Origin of the sequence: Algoriphagus faecimaris (assembly GCF_900101705.1) — a bacterium.
Classification (GTDB): domain Bacteria; phylum Bacteroidota; class Bacteroidia; order Cytophagales; family Cyclobacteriaceae; genus Algoriphagus; species Algoriphagus faecimaris.
The window spans coordinates 1-17,407 of sequence record NZ_FNAC01000014.1 but is presented as its reverse complement, the minus strand read 5'-3'; the positions used below and the strand labels follow the sequence as shown (position 1 = coordinate 17,407).

Genomic DNA, 17,407 nt, shown 5'->3' with positions numbered 1-17,407 from the left:
ACTATCGATAGGATGTGGGATTGGTAACTACTTTTGTCAAATAGAGTGCAATATTAGGAAAATTTTGTGACAATAGTTCGACAAGTAATTCTTTTGTAAAAATTTCACTTTCAAAATGCCCGATATCACAAAGAATTATTTGAGAATCCGCATCAAAAAACTCATGATACTTGACATCAGAGGTGATAAATACGTCTGCTTTTGCCTTTTTGGCATCTCCTAATAAAAATATTCCTGCTCCACCACAGAGGGCTATTTTTTCGACTTTGTGTCCGAGTAGTTGAGTGTGCTTTAGGACTTGCAGTTCCATGCGTTCTTTTACAAAATCCAAAAATGCTAAAGGCTCCATCGCTTGAGCTAGATCTCCTATCATTCCTGAACCTACCTCTTGATTTTCATTTTCGATGCTGCTGAGGTAGTAGGCTACTTCTTCGTAGGGATGTGCCTTTTTCATCGCTTGGATGATCTGCCGACTTTTATGATTTGGCAAAATCACTTCTACTCTTACCTCTGCTTCATACTGCGGTACGCCTACCTTCCCCGTAAAAGGGTTAGCCCCCTCTGAAGGGGTAAAGGTACCCATGCCGTCGGTCTGAAAAGAACAGTTTTTATAGGCACCGATCTGACCTGCGCCGGCAGCGAAAACAGCATCTACTACCTCGTTTTTCTGATCTTTGGGTACAAAAAACTCAAGCTTTTGAAGGATTTCTTTTTTGGGCTTTAGAATCTTGGTATTGCGAAGGCCCAGTCGGTCTGAAATTCTTTTATTGACTCCATGTGCGACATTGTCCAGATTGGTGTGAATAGCGTAGATAGCGATGTTATTTTGAATGGCCTTGATGATAGTTCGCTCTACGTAGTTTCGGCCTGTGAGACTTTTCAAACCCTTGAAAACAATGGGATGATGCGCGATAATCAGATTGGCTTGTAAGGCAATGGCTTCATCTACGACTTCTTCGATACAGTCCAGCGTACTGAGGATTCCGCTGACAGAGTCGTCTGGATTTCCTGTGATCAAAGTGGCATTGTCGTAGGACTCTTGATAGGAAGGTGGCGCTACTTGTTCCAGAAAGGAAATCACTTCATGAATCTTGTATCCCATATTTTTTTGGTTTATTTGATCAAAAATACAAATTCTCAGGAATGCAGCGCTTGGCTTTTCTTTTATTTCCCTTTGCACTGATTTATGATCTTATCACCAGGATTAGAAACTTTCTATATGATCAGGGGTATTTAAAATCCCAAATGGCGGCTCTTCCCACTATTCTTGTAGGAAACCTTCGGGTTGGAGGAACAGGGAAAACACCTATGGTAGAGTACCTTATTCGCCTTCTCCAAAAAGATTACGCCCTAGGTACTTTGTCTAGGGGCTATGGCCGGAGGACAAGAGGTTTTCTCAAGGCAGATCCTATTGTCAGCCCTGAGGGTATAGGGGATGAGCCCTATCAGATTTATCAGAAATATGGAAATCAAATTCAGGTTTTTGTAGGAGAGGATCGAGCCTCTGCTATCCAAAAAATCAAGAATGAAAAAAACACACCTGAGATAATTCTACTTGACGATGCTTTCCAGCATCGAAGTGTAAGGTCGCACTTGAATATCCTTCTGACGACCTATCAGGATCCATTTTACAAGGATTATTTACTTCCCATGGGTCGATTGAGGGAATCTCGCTCCAATGCTAAGCGTGCGGATGCCATCGTCATTTCCAAATGTCCTCCCCATCTCAGCACTGAAGAAAAAAATCAGATCAAAAAGGAAACAGCAAAATACTTTAAGAAAAGTCAGGCTATTTTCTTTTCATCCATCGGCTATGGAAAACCGGAAGCCTGGGGTAAAGGGGCGAGATTTACAAAGCAGGTTATTTTAATGACGGGAATTGCTAAAGTGGATGCTTTGGAGGACTATGTGCTGGAAAATTATCAATTGCTTGACCGCTTGTATTTTCCAGATCATCATCAGTATAAAAAAGATGATTTTGAGCAGTTGGGACTGCTCCTGGCAAAACATGCCCGCTCCAAACCCGTGGTATTGACTACAGAAAAAGATGCTGTAAAAGTTAAATCCTTTTATCCCGAAGGATTTATCAGAGAAATTCCGATTTTTGTCATCCCTATTCAGGTGGAGTTTTCCCCCGAAGATGCGAATCAGTTAAATCAACTTATCCAACAAAAAGTCTTTGAAAAGGACCATTTCGGTGAATAAATCTCTTTTTGGAATTGCCCTCCTGTTGTTTTTGATGAGTACGTCGATGCTTTTTGCACAGCGACCTATTCCCAATCGTGGGAGGCAAGTACAAAATCCCAATCAGCGGGTACAGCAAGAAGCCCTTCAAGAAGGAGAAGAGGAGACAGGTGGGCGAAGAACGCTACTAGATGACAGTACCAAAATGGTATTCGGACCGGAGACGGCACTTTTTTATTTTGAAAGAGACATCAAAAGAAATAGTCTTACACTATTTCCACAAGATACCCTTTTGGATAATTTTCACAATTATGATCCACTCGCTAAGGGAGGCTGGAAATATCAAGATCTCGGAAACATCGGAAGTGCAGCTCAGCCTGTATTCTATCAAACTCCAGATCTAATCGGTACTACTTCGGGTTTTCATGCCTACGATCTGTATTATCGTAAGCCGGAGGAAAGGCGCTATTTCGATACCAAGTCACCTTTTACCAATATGTCCGCTTTTTTTGGAGGGGGAAGCAGAAATATGCTGGACATTGAGTTTGCTAGAAATGTCAACTCTCGGTGGAACATTGGTTTTGAGTTCCATACTATCCGTGCCAGAAAAACACTCAACCCGCAGCGTAGGGATGATAATATGGTCAATCAGACCTCCTATTCCTTTCACTCCAATTATCGCTCAGAGAATGGCCGCTATTGGATTCTGGGGAATTTCTCCAGGATGCGTCATATCGTCAATGAAATAGGAGGGATCATTCCTCCGGAAGTAGACTCCACTTCAGTATATTTCACCTATGAAGATGCCAAGGTGTGGCTGCGGAATTCTCAAGCAAGAGACCTGAGGCAGGACTATCATATCTACCACGAATACAAAGTCAGGGATGGACTGCAGATCTATCATGTTTTTGACCGGAAAAATCAAGACCTCACCTTCGAAGCCAATCTTCGTTCTACAGACTCCCTCTTTTTCTCCAACCGTAATTTCAATCCTGATACCACGCGCAATTATAATGACTTTGCCGAATGGAGAAATGAGGTAGGTTTTAAAGGAACCTTTGGAGGGTTTTACTACAATGCCTTCGGGAAATTGCGGAATGGTAGATTGAGAAATCCCAATGCTACTCGGACTTTTTCGTTTAATGAAGTCTATTTGGGAGGGGAATTGATAGGTCAGCTATCGGAGAAATGGTCTCTTCAGGCTGACGGTGAGTATTTGTTGCCGGGAGCTTTTAGAATTCACGGACTTTTTCAGTCTCCATTTTTGGATGTGGACTACACCAAGGCACTCTATCAACCTACTGCCATGCAGCAATTGTATGCAGGGAATCATCTTCAATGGGAAAATGACTTTGATAATATCGGGGTCGATCAAGTCAAAGGCACAGTAAAATTGGACTTTGACAGAGTCAAGCTCCGGCCCTCCTTGACCATCAATAGGGTGAACAATTTTGTGTTCTTCAATACCGATCGTGTGCCTGAGCAATCTTCAGCTGAAGTCTTTATGCTAATGCCTGGAATCAAAGCCCATGTGCAGGTCAGTAAGAAATTTCGCTGGGATACCGAATTGATCTATACTTCTGTGGGAGGAGGGGGAGCAGATGCTTTTAGAATTCCCGCTTGGTTTGGCAATACCAAGTTTTACTTTGATAGCCCGGCATTTGACGAGAATGTCTTTGTACAGTTGGGGGTAGATATTCGGTTTAGGTCGAGTTATTTCGCCAATGCTTATTTTCCGGGTCATCAGCAGTTTCATCTGCAAAATGATTTTAATGTCTACGCTTATCCCGTAGCTGACTTTTTTCTGAATTTTCGAATCAATCGAACTCGAGTTCTGCTGAAATATAATCACCTGAATGCAGGGTTTATGAATAATGAGGGATATTTCGTCACACCGGATTATACGGGCTATAAATCATTTTTGGATTTAGGAATTACTTGGTATTTATTCGACTGATCAGGTGACAATGTGGAGTAAAAAATGAATGATCAATGAGTTGGCAAGAAAGTACTAAGGAAAAGATGCTCAATCTGAAACTGCCCACCGATCCAAGGTGGGTAGGAATAGCTGAAATGCAGATCGAGGATATTTTGGTAGACCATGCCTACTGTGAGCAAAAGGCAGCTTCCTCCTGCATCAGTATGATTCTGCGATTTAACGAGTTGACGGAGCTAGTGGATACACTTACCCCGATAGTGGCAGAGGAGTGGGGACATTTTGAGCGAGTTTTGGAGCAGTTGCGTAAGCGAAACATGAATTTTGGCAAACCCCGAAAAGACGAATATGTGGCCAAACTCAACGAATTTGTCAAAAAGGGAGGCAGTCGTATGCAGCAACTGACTGAGCACCTTCTGCTCAACGCCTTGATTGAAGCGCGAAGTTGTGAGCGATTTAGACTTCTTTCTAGGCATATTCTAGATGAGGAATTGAAGAAGTTTTATTACGAGTTGATGATTTCTGAAGCGGGCCATTACGTGACTTTCATCGAATTGGCCAGAAATTACTATGAGGAGGATCTGGTCAACAAACGATGGCAGGAGTGGTTAGACTATGAGGCAGATGTGATCAAGTCCCTGGAGGTTCGAGGGGATCGCATGCATTGATAAAAAGTTAATTAAGATAAAATAAAATTGATTTGCGAGGCTATAGGCAGAGGTTCTGAGAGGATTTCTGTATACTAGAGGCTCATTAGTTGTTGATTTTTAACCAGCTGTTCCAATACGGACAATTTATGAATCTGATCGAAAATATACGCGAGGCCCTGAAGTCAGTTCAGGTCAATATTCTAAGAACCATTTTGACAGGAGCGATCATTGCGATAGGTATTTCTTCTTTGGTAGGAATGCTGACAGCTATTGATGGCATCAAGGCGCAAATATCTGAGAGTTTTTCTGGGTTGGGTGCCAACTCTTTTGATGTGAGAAATCGAGGTTTTAGCGGAGGAAGGGCTATTTCGGATGGGAAAACGGAAAAATCTTATCCAAAATTGACCTATAGAGAGGTACAGGAGTTTAAACAGACCTACAGTTCTATCGGCATATCTACTGTTTTTGTTTCCGTCTCCGGAGCAGTGGAAGTGAAAAGAGGGTCTAAGACCACCAATCCCAATACCCGTGTGAGAGGTGGAGATGAAAACTACCTCAGTATCAAAGCGATCAAAGTAGAAAGTGGAAGAAATTTCTCCAATTTGGAAGTCAGGTATGGAAATAATGTAGCGATTATTGGTCAAGAATTAAAAACCACGCTTTTTGAAGCCAATGAAGACCCTATCAATGAGAAAATCACGATTTTCGGAAGACCATATACGGTGATTGGTGTGCTTGAAAAACAAGGCGGAGTAGGTAATGACCAAGGCGCTGACAGACAGATTATCATCCCTGTAGAGAATGCGGCGAGACTAGATAAAAGGGGAGTATTTAATTATACCGTCACTGCTGTGGCTTCTTCACCCGAGCGGATCGAGTATGAAATGGGGCAAGCCATAGGCATGATGCGTAAAATCAGACAAGATAAAGTAGTGGAGGAGGATTCATTTGAGCTTACCAAAAGTAGGTCTGTTGCCGAAAGTCTGGAAGAGGTAGCAGGATACTTGAGAATAGGAGGCTTTGGGATCGGATTTATCACTTTGTTGGGGGCATCTATCGGTCTGATGAATATTATGTTGGTTTCTGTCACCGAAAGAACACGAGAGATAGGAATTAGAAAAGCTTTAGGAGCCACACCATTGAGGATTCGTCAGCAGTTTTTGATGGAGGCAATTATGATTTGCATCTTGGGTGGTATCGTGGGGATGATGCTTGGAATAGCCATAGGAAATGTCATTGCCAATCTCATAGGTCCGGGAGGATTTTTGGTGCCTTGGCTATGGATGTTGGTAGCCTTTGTGATTTGTGTGGTCGTGGGTCTACTTTCAGGTTATTTTCCTGCGTACAAAGCGAGTAAATTAGATCCCATCGAATCACTTCGATATGAGTAAGGATTTCAAAAAGATAATCAAATGTCAAATCGATTTCGGTTTGACATTTTTTTTGAATTGAAATTCTGATGTGAATTTCATTGCTTCAAATACTGCTCTAATTATTCGAAATTTTTATAAAAGTCTGCGCTCATTTATTTAATTTTCAAAAATGAAGACCAATCAATTCGATGCCATAGTAGTAGGCTCAGGGATTTCTGGAGGCTGGGCTGCCAAAGAGCTGTGTGAAAAAGGCTTGAAAACCTTGGTTTTGGAGCGAGGTAGAGATGTACAGCACCTCAAAGACTACCCCACCATGACTTCCCACCCATGGGAGATGCCCCATAGGAATCAAATTCCCCTTCAGGACAAATTAGAAAATCCGGTAGTCAATCGATGCTACGCGTACAAAGAAGATACCGCACATTTCTTTGTCAAGGATTCAGAGCACCCTTACCTGCAGGACAAGCCTTTTGACTGGGTACGAGGCTATCAGGTAGGAGGTAAATCGCTGATTTGGGCGAGGCAAACCCAACGCTGGAGCAAATATGATTTTGAAGGTCCTGCTAGAGATGGATTTGCAGTGGATTGGCCGATTCGATACGAAGATATTGCGCCCTGGTATAGTTATGTGGAGCGATTTGTGGGAATTAGCGGCAGCTATGAAGGGTTGGATACTTTGCCGGATGGGGAGTTTTTGCCTGCTTGGGAGATGAACTGTGTTGAAAAAGAAATTCGTGACCGAATCCAAAAAGCCTACGCCGATCGACGCTTTATTATTGGTAGGTGTGCCCATTTGACCCAACCCAAAGAAGAGCATCTGGCACAGGGTAGGGGACAGTGCATGGCTAGAAATCAATGCTACCGAGGTTGCCCATTTGGAGGCTATTTCAGTTCCAATTCGTCCACTTTACCTCATGCGGCCAAAACCGGAAATCTGACTATCCGTCCCGATTCGGTGGTGCATTCTGTGATTTGGGATGAGGAAAAAGGAAAAGTCACAGGAGTTCGTGTCATTGATCGGTTGACTCATGAAGCTAGAGAATATTTTGCTCCAGTGATATTTTTAAATGCCTCCGCTTTGAATACCAATCTTATCCTGCTCAATAGTCAATCTTCTCGTTTTCCGCAGGGACTTGGAAATGATGAGGGGATTTTAGGTAAATACATTGCCTTCCATAACTATCGAGGCACCTTAGGTGGAGCTGTGGAAGGTTTCGAGGATAAAAATCACTTTGGACGTAGACCTACTGCAGTCATGCTGCCTAATTTCAGGAATGTCAAAAAACAGGAGATGGATTTCCTCCGTGGCTACATGACCTTTTATTCGGCTAATCGTGGCGGATGGGGCGGAAACCGGGATATGCCTTTTGGAGCGGCCTTCAAGGAGGCAAACAGCAAGCCAGGACCTTGGCATATCTTTATGATGATGCAGGGCGAAACGATACCCAAAGAAAGCAATAGCGTGAGCTTGGACCCTAATCAAAAGGATGAATGGGGGGTTCCATTGCTGAGAGTCAGTGTGGATTACGATGAAAATGATGAAAAACTGCTTCGGGACTTTTTGGAGCAGGGGGAAGAAATGCTCAGCAAAGCAGGAGTCACAGGCATCTACAAATCTGACAATAAGCAAGCCCCGGGACTGGATATTCATGAAATGGGCGGAGTTCGTATGGGTAGAGATCCGAAAACTTCCCTTTTGAATGGATTTAATCAGATGCATTTAGCTCCCAACGTATTCGTTACTGATGGGGCTTGCATGACATCTACGGGAACTCAAAACCCTTCGATTACCTACATGGCGCTTACGGCAAGAGCTGTAGATTATGCAGTGAAGCAGCTTCAAAAAGGAGAAATCAGATAATCCCTTCAAAACTTATCCCTTTTTAACCATAGAAATAATTGATAGGAGAGATCTGCGAAATTTTTTCTAGTATAGGCTTACATTCAAACCCTATTAACCTATGAAAACACTCCTAAAACTTTCCTTATTACTGGCTTTTCTACCACTTTTCGCTTTTTCGGAAGCTAATCCCTCTAATTATAAAGTAATTATCGCTGGTTTTGATTGGGGGCCTGCAGTTCATAAAGTGGTATTGGAACTTGATCAACCCCTAGAGAAAGCCGCGGCAGCTGATTTTGAGATATATGTCAAGCGATCAGCAGATCAGGGAGAAATACCCGAGACTCAGCGTGCTGGTAAACGTGATGTGATTTATACGTATCCTTCTGATCAGGATGGGAATCGAAAGGATGGAGGATCTTATCTCACTTTGGTTTTGGAAGTCAACCCGACCCAAGCCTTGGGTTCGCCTATTCAATACATGAGAGTAGGAAATCGTGGAGGTAATTTCTGGATCAATTATGAAATGACCGTGATTCACACTTCCTCTGCACAAGTCTGGAATCAAGAAACTGGTAGAATTATGCCGTTGGTGGATGAATTCGATTTGACTCCTAAATTTATGCATGAAGACCTCACGCTTTCCTATGCTTCGTTTAAACCTACAGCCTCAGCAAAGGAGAAAGAGCCATTGATTATCTGGCTACATGAAGGAGGTGAAGGTGGAGTGGATCCTACCATTCCGCTTTTGGGGAACAGAGCTGCAAATTATGCTGCTGAAGAGATACAGGTTCTTTTTGGTGGTGCTCATGTACTGGTTCCTCAGGCGCCGTCTTTTTGGATGGAATCCGTGGAAGGATCTTATACAAGAGGAGATCAAGAGGACATCTATCATGAGGCATTATTTGCACTGATAGAGGATTATGTACAAAAAAATCCCTCTATCGATCAAGACAGAATCTACGTGGGAGGCTGCTCTAACGGAGGATACATGTCTCTCAAATTGATTTTGGAGCATCCCGATTACTTTGCAGCAGGATACATCAGTGCATTAGCCTATCATGCGGAGTATTTATCAGAAGAGCAACTCAAATCCATCAAAAATGTCCCTATGTGGTTTGTGCACTCAGCCGATGATACGACTACCAAGCCGGAGGATACCGTTCTACCCCTCTATGAGCAATTAAAAGGATTGGGAGCCAAAAATGTTTTTCTCAGCTATTACGAGCATGTGACGGATATTACGGGATTTTATGGAGGTGAAAACTACCATTATCCGGGACATTGGTCTTGGATTTATTCTCATGCCAATACAGCTCGAACCGATTTTGATGGATCCCCTGTGATGATTAATGGAAAACCGGTAACTATCATGGAGTGGCTAGCAACGCAAAAACGATAAAAAATAAAAGGACAAGCTGATTATTCTGCTTGTCCTTTTTCTTTTAACCAAAAACTAAACTAAATCAGTTTTTCTGGGATCTAAACCATATTTATTAGGTCCCTCTTCCCCCTCTTTCCACGCTAGCCATAAGAATCCTACGAAATTTACCGGTGGTGGAATCAATAAATACAAGGAGTATTTCCAATCCAAACCTATATCGTGGAGACGTCGTATGGCTTGAATCATTAGTAGCACGATGGATGCAATAAGGATTGTCGAGAAGGAAAAGAATGAGGGCCACGCTTCTAATTGATAGGCCTCCCAAGCTTTCATTAGACACAAGAGATTGACGAAATAAAAAAACATGAAAAGTGTCAAATATTTTCGTCTTGTAATTCTACCTTCGGGTTTAAATATTGATTTCATAACTATTAAACAAGGCAAACCCTGAATTGTTTAGCTAAATTCAATAAACTGATATTTAGCAGCTTAAATCATTTTCAATGCTATGGATAAGTTGTTTTCTTCATCAAACGCAAAAAAATCAGAAGAAAAGGGGAGCTTGATTCCGGACTGGCTGGATAAAATATATTCCGAAAATTGGTTCAAGCTTTTTGTGCCTAAAGCGCTCGGAGGACTTGAATTGCCTTTTCCCGAAGCGCTTAGGGTGGAAGAGCAACTAGCCAAATGGGACGGTAGTCTGGGTTGGACCGTCACTCTTTGCGCTGGTGCAGGTTGGTTTGTGGGCTTTTTGGATGAAGGATTGCGCCAAGAGGTTTTTTCTAATCCCAAGGTTTGTCTGGCAGGCAGTGGTTTTGTAGGGGGGAAGGCCGAAATCTTGGGCGATTCCTACTTGATTTCCGGGCATTGGACCTATGCCTCGGGAGCGGTTCATGCGACCCATCTTACGGCTAATTGTGAAATTTGGGAGGATGGTAAATTGGTTCGTAATGAATCCGGTGAACCGCTGATCAAAGCTTTTATCCTAAAAAGGGAAGAGGTACAAATCCTCGACGCTTGGCATTACATGGGGATGGTCGCTACGGGCAGTCATGCCTTCAGAACGGATAAGCTGCGAGTACCGCTCCATCGTTCATTTGAAATACTTCCCGCAAAAGCAAAACTCCCCGATCCCATTTATCAATTCCCTTTTTTGCCTTTTGCAGAAGCTACTTTGGCAGTGAATATTTTGGGTATTAGCCTGCATTTGCAGGAATTGATTAAGGAGTCTTTTTGGAAAAGACAAGAGCGAAAGGCCTTCTCTCCTGATCAGATCGCTTTTTTTGAGAAGCTGGTCAGAAAATCCGATAAGAAAATGGCTGGGGTGAGAGCTACATTTTATTCAAAAGTGGAGAAAGCTTGGAGGGAACTGGAGGAAAAGCGGGAGCTTTCTTTCAAAACTCAATATTCGCTCAGCAAAATCAGTCGGAAAATGACTGGAAGATGTCGAAAGTGGAATGCCGAATTGTATCCTTTTGCAGGCTTGGAAGCCGCCAAAACCGAAACAGAGCTCAATCGGGTATGGAGGGATTTCAATACGGTGAGTCAGCATTCGCTGTTGATTTTTCCCTTTTGAAAGGCGCCTCAACTTTCAATTCTAAAAGCATCATTTAGGTCCTGGATGTGCTGATTTTTTGTTTCCAAAAACGATCCAATTGCTCCGCAAAAACGCGTGGTGAATTTTCATCAAAACGAAAATAAAGGCAGGGTTCGATCAGCTCCAATTCCATCAGGGCAAAGGAATTGCCTAGCGTTCGGATCAAATCCACTCTCGCATAGCAAGGTGATTCGGGAAGTGCTTTCATGGCCTTTTCAGCAGCTTGTAAAAGAGCATCTTCCGGCTTTGGGATAGCAATCACTCCACCGCCATGCTCCTCTTGTACCCGGAAATCCCCTTGGCCTACGGTTTTGAGAATACTATGGCTGAGCTTTCCCTCAAAATACATCAAAGAAAACTCACCTTCCTCAACCACAGCATTCATAAAGGGCTGAATCATCCCTTCCTTATTTTCAAAAATCTTCAGCGGTTTTTCCCAGTTCTTGGATTCTCTCTCTTTGATCCAAAAAGTATCGTCTGCATTGGCGCCGATGAGGGGTTTGACGATGAGTTGATCTGAATTAAGCTGGGTAAAAGCGTCCTTCAGTGTTTTTTGATTCAATTGCTCAAAACGAAGGGTGGGAACTAGCTCCACTCCTTTACTTTCCAGCTCAAAGAGATAGCCTTTGTGGATATTCCAGCGAACCAAATCAAGGGAATTGAGCAAGGTGGCTTGGGACTGTTCGATCTGATCCAAGACTTCCAGAAACTCCTCCAGGTGCTGCTGATAATCCCAAGGACTTCGGATGATAACGAGATCAAATGTATTCCAATCCGTAGGCTGATTCCATGGGATATTTTGGACTTCCCAACCTAAGCGTCTGAGGTGGGGATGAACCAAATCATCGTCGATAAACCAGCCGTCGGTATTGGCAATGGAAAGAAAGGCACAGTGAGGCATTGTATTCAGTTTTGAAGACCTGAAAATAAGATTTTGAACGGAATTTTAAGCGGGTATTTTTTCAATTTAAAGTTAAATGGTGGCCTGGTTTTATGGCTTTGGGAGGCGGTGGCTTCCATTTGAACTCTTTCGGCATTTGTAGGTTTTTGATGTATGAAATCCTATGCAATAATCGATGAATCAGAATTTCCCCTCATCCATATCCGGTTTACGGGAAATAAGAGCACTGATCAAAACTTTCGGGCCTATCTCGATGAGACAAAAGCCTGCTATCGGTCTGAGAAGCGGTTGGCTATTATTTTTGATGCTTCCCAAGCTAGTATTCCTGCGCTCTCTCATCAGAAAATGCAGGCTCAATGGCTGAAGGATAATCGAGACTTGATGCTAAAGTATTGTGCAGGAACAGCTTATGTGATTCCCAATCCTGTGATTCGAGCCGTGCTTTCGATGATTTTTTCATTTCAAAATCAGCCCGTACCTTATCAAGTGGTCAAATCTTTAGAAGCTGCAAGGCGATGGGTCGATAGTTTGGATCTGATTGAGGTTAAAAAATGATTTGAGAGAAAGTTGGGCTAGTGGAGCAAATCACTAATTACTAGTTGATCGTCTCCCTGTCCAATTCAGCTCTTATGTATTCATTCAACTCCGTTTGCTTAATTCCAAGGTGCTTTTCTATCGCTTGGTAGTAGTCTTCCGCGCTTTTTCCACTGTTTAATAATTCTTTCAGCAAACTCCAGCCTCCTTTCTCAAAAAGCTTTTTTGCAATTAGCCCGCCTAAAACGTAATGAAAAGACGTTTCGCTATCCAGGTTGGACAAATTCAGCATCTCATTCAAATTGAGTTCGGGATGGGTTTTTAAATACGCATTGGTTCTTACGATGTGCCAATCCAAACTTTCCCCTCGACTACCCCCTAAAAAAGTAGCAATGCCTTCCGAGGCCCAAAAATGGTTGTTGGGAAAATGCTTATCAATCTGAACGTGAAAAACTTCATGTGGATAATATTCCCCCAAGCCCCCACAATACACCTTGTCATCAGTTGCTTTACCGCGAGGTTTGGAAGTGCCACCCATCCCGAGGTAATAATCAAGTCCTTTTAATTGTTGGATTTCATCGAAATCATCGGCCAAATAATAGTCAAATACGGTCGGTTCTACCCCAAAATTAGTACAAATCTGATGGATAAAATCATTCAGTTTTTGGGCCTTTTCATAGTCGAAGACATGGTAGGGAGGATAGTAAAAATCCACCCAACCCACTGTGGTGCAATTCCACTCTTGTCGGTTAACTGTAAGTGCATTAAACAATTTGTAAGCTCCATTTTCTCTTTTGGCAATATAGTTTACGATGGCTAGGACATAGGGGCTTCCGTCTTCTTGGGTATAGGAAAACTGAACCTTAATTTGGCAATGGTCCTCTAGAAATTTGATACTCAAAACATGCGTAGGAAACCCCATGTAGAGTGAGGGCTGAAACTCACTTTCCAAAAAGTCATAGTTTTTGTGTTGTTGCTGTTCTTCGGCGCTCCAATAGGTATTTTTCCCTTGATCTTGAGGGTTGGATGCCAGGTAATTTTCAAAAAGTTGCATTACTTCCCGTGTTTCTGAAGAACTGGAATCAAGGAGGTAATTGTAGCTTACGTTTTGACCAAAAGCTTCGACACTGATAAAAAGTATGATTAGGACCCGAAATGCCTTCATGATGAGAATGGAGAAAGATGTGATGCCTTATTGGGTTTGAAAATTATGAAAAAATCAAAGGAAAGAGAGAATAGCTTATTGAATAAAGGCGAATCACCGCAGCGGTAAATGGGAGTGGGGTAGCCTTCTGAAACCTGCTCTGAATTTAAGTCCATGCTGCAATCAGAAAGGACATTCCGACTACAAGGACTAGATAGAGAGCAATCAGAATCAGATTTAATTTCATAATGTTTGAGTAATTTACCTCCGGAGCATTGATGACAGACTTGACCATCAGGATATTTTGTAAAGAAATACAATTGCCTATGGCACTACCGGTATTCAATAAGGCTGAGAGCAAAAATGCGTTGGAGACCGCAAATGCTGCGGATTGGATGGTATTTCCAAAAATAAGATTGCTCATCGTAGCACTTCCACTTAGAAAAGTACCCACTATTCCTAAAATTGGACTCACAATCAGTTTGGCCCCTTCACCCAAATCGGAAAGGTGGTTTTGAGTGAGTAGCGCAATATCTACCCGAATAAATTGTGCGTAGCTAACCAATACAAATAGCGTAAGCACAGTCTTGGATACGACTTGGCTAGTGCTTTTTAAATGATAGTCAAAGGAAAGCGGGGAGCTGACTTTAGCTTTGATGTAAAGATGGTAGACCAAAGCTGCTAGGATAAAAATGATTCCGGGCTGATATAGGGATATCGCTCGGGTACCTGCAGCGATGGACCAAGACAGGTCGGAGAGGAAATATTTGGACACAAGGAGCAAGAGGATAAAAATCAAATAGGGATAAAACGTGTCGAACCAGGAACGTAGGGGTGGATTTTCTTCTTTGGAAACAAAAAAGAAAGTGTAGAGTAGCATTCCTAAGATTCCCGAAATGACCGAGGCGTATTCAATCGTAAATAAGCCGGTCGATAGGTACAAAACCGCATATATTACTCCGGCGCCTAAGAGCATTTTCCAGTTTTCGCGCCAATTGATTTTGGTTTGTTCGGTTTTTTCAAAGAGAAATGCTAGGAAAAAGGGAAGTAAAATGGCGGGAATGAAATTGAGAAAAACAGTAAACTGTACCGCTGCGTCAGGTTCGAGAATGCCTAAGCCTATTTTTAAGGGTGTACCCAACGCCCCAAAAGTGACCGCTGTCGTATTGGCTGCGAGAGGAATAATGATGCAGGTTTGTGGTCTGAACCCCAAGGTAAACAGCATCGGGGTGATCAGCATGGCCGGAATCCCAAAGCCGGCTACCCCTTCCATAAAGCTTCCCAAAAAATAGGCGAATAAGATAATCACGGTCAGTCTGGAAGAAAAGGCCGAGGTGATTTGATTGAGTGTCCTGAAGTGGTCGTTTGCTTGCAGGAGTTTGAATAGCAGGTAGGCACCAAAGAGCAATAGGGCGAGTTCGATGCTGATGACTATTCCATTGATGGCAGGAATAGAAAAATAGCCGAGATCCCCATTCGAAAATAGCTTGAAACTGATCAAAAAGATCAGCGCTAAAACGGCCCCTAGCCAGAGTTTTCTCAGGTAAAAAGCGCCAATCAGTAGAAAAGTTAATGAACCTAGCGTAGAAAACAGTTCCATAAAATGATGGTAAAATGAAAGGTGAATCCTTAATCGAGCTAATCGATTTTTGATTTTACATCCAAAATAGAGATTCAATGTTAGCTTTTAAAATTAGGAGTGGGCTTTGTGCCAAAAAACCTTAAAACTAAGGTCTCGAACACTTCGCGACGGTTTAGGAGGGTAATACAATCCTGTCGAAGTGAAAGGGCAGTTCCAAATTAGCCTACTGCAACTCGATTTTTTCCACCTCCAATCGAAAATTTTCGTTTTTGCCATTGCCGATCATAAAGCGGACTTCTTGTATCTGATCGGCATTGAAGTTGGGAATGTTCAGTTTATTGCCGCGGAAGGAAGGCTCCATTTTGTTCAGAGGGATTTCGACAGTTTGCCATTCTCCGGTAGTTTTAAACGTGTAGATGTAGGCTGCCCGCTCTCGGAGATTGGCTTTGATTCGAAATTGATATGCCTTGCCATCACCCTTGAGACGGAGAATAGCCTTGGTATAGCCGCTGATATTTTTGGGTGGAAAATGATATTGCATCGAAGCAAAGCCCCCGTTATTTTCCAAGGAAACAGCACCGGTAAATACCGCGTGCCCACCTTCACTTCGTGTAAGCTTGCTTGAGGATACCCCGCCCATCACGGTGTCGTTTTCGATTTCCCAATCAGACCAATCGGAAGTAGAACCAAAATCAAAAACCAGTAACGTGCTCATAAGAAAGGGGATTAAGGCGAATAAAAGAAAAGTTTTCATGGTTGTGGTTAGTTTGCAGGGTTCTGATCAAACCTTGTTTATTTAGTGAACAGGATGAGTCAGAAATAGTTTGCGCTTGGTAGGTTCGGTACTGGAATTCTTTTAATCCAATCCGACTTAGGTGTAGTTTAACTTACCTTCTACCTGACCACTCCCTAAAAATCTTTACAAAAGCCTTTTCATATGCGCGATCCTACCTTCATATGAATACAAATTTGTTAATTGCTTCATTCGAAAATCGACGTTTTGAATCACGAAAATTTATGTTTTCCAATTGCACTTCATTGATGCAGAGTAAATCCTACGCCTAGACAGGGGTTAAAAACAAGGCGAGTGGGCATCCCACCCGCAAGGCACCGCTTTGCCCATTCTTGACTTCTTCCAATCAGTCCAGATATCAGACAATTAATCCAAATACAGCCTAAACAAAGAAAAAAAGCGAGAAAATAAACTATGTATCATTGATGGAATACAATATTGTGCTTTCGTTATTTTTTCAATTTTTTAAGTTCCTCTTCAATACCGTAAATCACACTATCTATTAACTTCATAGTTTCTATTTCTTCATCAATTATTTTACCTCTATTGAAGAGTGCTAACTGCAAAGCCTTAATAAGATCATTGTCATTTAAAAATTCATTGTACTTATTTATTTTTAATTTGAAAATAGATATAGAGTCAGAATGTATAAACCCATATTTTATTGGTTGACTATAATCTGCAGTCAAATATTTGAATAGAAAAGGCTGAATAAGCTTTGACATATTCATTTCAGCTTGTTTCATCCCAAGTTCATCATCTAATCGCTTTAAATTTAATTGAAATAAATTGGTTATAGCAACACGTAAACTATCATTAGATAAGGTGTTTAATCCAATGTTTTTTAAATTTTCAAATGCACTTGTTTTAGGAATAATTTGAAATTCAGCACTGGAGTTGGTCAATGAATTATAAATTATTCGAGAATTAGATTTCTTATTATAGATATCGGTTATAAGCTGCTGACTTGACTTGAATATTTCTTTATGTTTAGCAATTGTTTCGTTTAAATCATTTCTTGTTTGTAGTAAATCACTTTTTAGTTCTGTGTAAATCTGTACTTCTATTTTTTGTAATTTTCGATTCTTATTCCAATTATTAATCTGAAGGGCAATCAAAATTCCAATAACCACAAGCACAATTTCACCAATTGCATATTTCAAATACTTGCCTGTCCGGTAGGCAGGCTTTCCAGTGTTTCCTTCTGAAAGTAGATTTTGTCTTATTTTTCTAAAGAATTTTATCATTGGTTAGCGGTTGGTCATAATGAAGCACAACGGTTTCGGGCTTGGCGAAGGTGGCGATTTTCACCACAAATGTTGATGCGGAGAACCAAACTTTGATTAACCACAAATGTGTCTGCGGAGCACTGAACCGCCACTTTTGCCAAACCCGTGTGTGTGCCCAGCATGGGCATCTGGTATCGAAGATATCAAATTATTCCAGAGGGTGAAAGTCCCTTATGTGCGGGGGTAACGCCTCGAAGCAT

Annotated in this window: 15 protein-coding genes; 8 read left to right on the top strand and 7 right to left on the bottom strand. The window is 42.0% G+C overall.

All coding sequences use genetic code 11. From position 1 onward, the window contains the following. Position 1: 1 nt before the first annotated feature. Positions 2-1,102 carry a Nif3-like dinuclear metal center hexameric protein gene (locus tag BLQ57_RS09020; RefSeq protein WP_087938931.1) on the bottom strand — a complete coding sequence of 367 codons (1,101 nt, stop codon included), beginning with the start codon at positions 1,100-1,102 and terminating at the stop codon, positions 2-4. A 41-nt stretch (positions 1,103-1,143) separates the two neighbouring features. Between BLQ57_RS09020 and lpxK the strand changes: the two genes are divergently transcribed. The 6 genes from lpxK (at position 1,144) to BLQ57_RS08990 (ending at position 9,385) form a co-directional block, all read left to right on the top strand. Continuing rightward, entirely contained in the window at positions 1,144-2,205 is a 1,062-nt protein-coding gene (gene lpxK, locus BLQ57_RS09015) for a tetraacyldisaccharide 4'-kinase (RefSeq protein ID WP_087938930.1), read from the top strand. Continuing rightward, the gene (locus tag BLQ57_RS09010; RefSeq protein ID WP_244887417.1) at positions 2,180-4,141 is read left to right on the top strand and encodes a putative porin; all 1,962 of its coding nucleotides are present in this window, start codon (positions 2,180-2,182) and stop codon (positions 4,139-4,141) included. Before lpxK ends, BLQ57_RS09010 begins: the two co-directional genes overlap by 26 nt. 35 nt (positions 4,142-4,176) lie before the next feature. Beyond that, entirely contained in the window at positions 4,177-4,788 is a 612-nt protein-coding gene (miaE, locus tag BLQ57_RS09005; RefSeq protein ID WP_175444659.1) for a MiaE family protein, read from the top strand. Between the two features lie 128 nt (positions 4,789-4,916). Further along, positions 4,917-6,161, top strand: coding sequence for an ABC transporter permease (locus tag BLQ57_RS09000; protein WP_087938929.1), 1,245 nt, complete (start codon positions 4,917-4,919; stop codon positions 6,159-6,161). Between the two features lie 151 nt (positions 6,162-6,312). Beyond that, complete coding sequence (locus tag BLQ57_RS08995) at positions 6,313-8,004, top strand: GMC oxidoreductase (RefSeq protein ID WP_087938928.1); 1,692 nt, start codon at positions 6,313-6,315, stop codon at positions 8,002-8,004. A 100-nt stretch (positions 8,005-8,104) separates the two neighbouring features. Continuing rightward, positions 8,105-9,385 (top strand): prolyl oligopeptidase family serine peptidase, encoded by a 1,281-nt coding sequence (locus BLQ57_RS08990; RefSeq protein WP_087938927.1) that lies wholly within the window; start codon positions 8,105-8,107, stop codon positions 9,383-9,385. Positions 9,386-9,439: 54 nt separating this feature from the next. Here the strand turns inward: BLQ57_RS08990 and BLQ57_RS08985 are convergent, their stop codons facing one another. Continuing rightward, a complete protein-coding gene (locus BLQ57_RS08985; protein ID WP_087938926.1) occupies positions 9,440-9,793 on the bottom strand; it encodes a DUF805 domain-containing protein in 354 nt (117 codons plus the stop codon). 82 nt (positions 9,794-9,875) lie between these two features. Here BLQ57_RS08985 and BLQ57_RS08980 point away from each other — a divergent pair, with 82 nt between their 5' ends. Further along, positions 9,876-10,943 carry an acyl-CoA dehydrogenase family protein gene (locus BLQ57_RS08980; protein WP_087938925.1) on the top strand — a complete coding sequence of 356 codons (1,068 nt, stop codon included), beginning with the start codon at positions 9,876-9,878 and terminating at the stop codon, positions 10,941-10,943. 34 nt (positions 10,944-10,977) lie between these two features. Here BLQ57_RS08980 and BLQ57_RS08975 read toward each other — a convergent pair whose 3' ends face one another. Then, entirely contained in the window at positions 10,978-11,865 is an 888-nt protein-coding gene (locus BLQ57_RS08975) for an ATP-grasp domain-containing protein (protein WP_175444658.1), read from the bottom strand. Positions 11,866-12,018: 153 nt separating this feature from the next. Between BLQ57_RS08975 and BLQ57_RS08970 the strand changes: the two genes are divergently transcribed. Next, positions 12,019-12,420, top strand: a complete 402-nt coding sequence (locus BLQ57_RS08970; protein WP_087938924.1) for a hypothetical protein — start codon at positions 12,019-12,021, stop codon at positions 12,418-12,420. A gap of 40 nt (positions 12,421-12,460) precedes the next feature. On the opposite strand, the gene BLQ57_RS08965 is transcribed toward BLQ57_RS08970, so the two are convergent. From BLQ57_RS08965 to BLQ57_RS08950, 4 genes are all read right to left on the bottom strand, one after another. Continuing rightward, the gene (locus BLQ57_RS08965) at positions 12,461-13,564 is read right to left on the bottom strand and encodes a hypothetical protein (RefSeq protein WP_087938923.1); all 1,104 of its coding nucleotides are present in this window, start codon (positions 13,562-13,564) and stop codon (positions 12,461-12,463) included. 145 nt (positions 13,565-13,709) lie between these two features. Then, positions 13,710-15,143: an L-lactate permease gene (locus BLQ57_RS08960; RefSeq protein ID WP_087938922.1), complete on the bottom strand. Its 1,434-nt coding sequence runs from the start codon at positions 15,141-15,143 to the stop codon at positions 13,710-13,712. 205 nt (positions 15,144-15,348) lie between these two features. Next, on the bottom strand, positions 15,349-15,840 hold the full coding sequence (locus BLQ57_RS08955; protein WP_240507774.1) for a CIA30 family protein: 492 nt from the start codon (positions 15,838-15,840) through the stop codon (positions 15,349-15,351). 527 nt (positions 15,841-16,367) lie between these two features. After that, positions 16,368-17,165 (bottom strand): DUF6090 family protein, encoded by a 798-nt coding sequence (locus tag BLQ57_RS08950; RefSeq protein ID WP_087938920.1) that lies wholly within the window; start codon positions 17,163-17,165, stop codon positions 16,368-16,370. Positions 17,166-17,407: the final 242 nt, after the last annotated feature.

Excerpts from the sequence above, each read along its gene's own strand:
- BLQ57_RS08950 (WP_087938920.1), bottom strand. The coding sequence starts at position 17,165 with ATGATAAAATTCTTTAGAAAAATAAGACAAAATCTACTTTCAGAAGGA.
- BLQ57_RS08980 (WP_087938925.1), top strand. The coding sequence starts at position 9,876 with ATGGATAAGTTGTTTTCTTCATCAAACGCAAAAAAATCAGAAGAAAAG.
- BLQ57_RS09020 (WP_087938931.1), bottom strand. The coding sequence starts at position 1,102 with ATGGGATACAAGATTCATGAAGTGATTTCCTTTCTGGAACAAGTAGCG.
- BLQ57_RS08955 (WP_240507774.1), bottom strand. The coding sequence starts at position 15,840 with ATGAGCACGTTACTGGTTTTTGATTTTGGTTCTACTTCCGATTGGTCT.
- BLQ57_RS08960 (WP_087938922.1), bottom strand. The coding sequence starts at position 15,143 with ATGGAACTGTTTTCTACGCTAGGTTCATTAACTTTTCTACTGATTGGC.
- BLQ57_RS08975 (WP_175444658.1), bottom strand. The coding sequence starts at position 11,865 with ATGCCTCACTGTGCCTTTCTTTCCATTGCCAATACCGACGGCTGGTTT.
- BLQ57_RS08965 (WP_087938923.1), bottom strand. The coding sequence starts at position 13,564 with ATGAAGGCATTTCGGGTCCTAATCATACTTTTTATCAGTGTCGAAGCT.
- BLQ57_RS08995 (WP_087938928.1), top strand. The coding sequence starts at position 6,313 with ATGAAGACCAATCAATTCGATGCCATAGTAGTAGGCTCAGGGATTTCT.
- BLQ57_RS08985 (WP_087938926.1), bottom strand. The coding sequence starts at position 9,793 with ATGAAATCAATATTTAAACCCGAAGGTAGAATTACAAGACGAAAATAT.
- BLQ57_RS08990 (WP_087938927.1), top strand. The coding sequence starts at position 8,105 with ATGAAAACACTCCTAAAACTTTCCTTATTACTGGCTTTTCTACCACTT.
- lpxK (WP_087938930.1), top strand. The coding sequence starts at position 1,144 with ATGCAGCGCTTGGCTTTTCTTTTATTTCCCTTTGCACTGATTTATGAT.
- BLQ57_RS08970 (WP_087938924.1), top strand. The coding sequence starts at position 12,019 with ATGAAATCCTATGCAATAATCGATGAATCAGAATTTCCCCTCATCCAT.
- miaE (WP_175444659.1), top strand. The coding sequence starts at position 4,177 with ATGAGTTGGCAAGAAAGTACTAAGGAAAAGATGCTCAATCTGAAACTG.
- BLQ57_RS09000 (WP_087938929.1), top strand. The coding sequence starts at position 4,917 with ATGAATCTGATCGAAAATATACGCGAGGCCCTGAAGTCAGTTCAGGTC.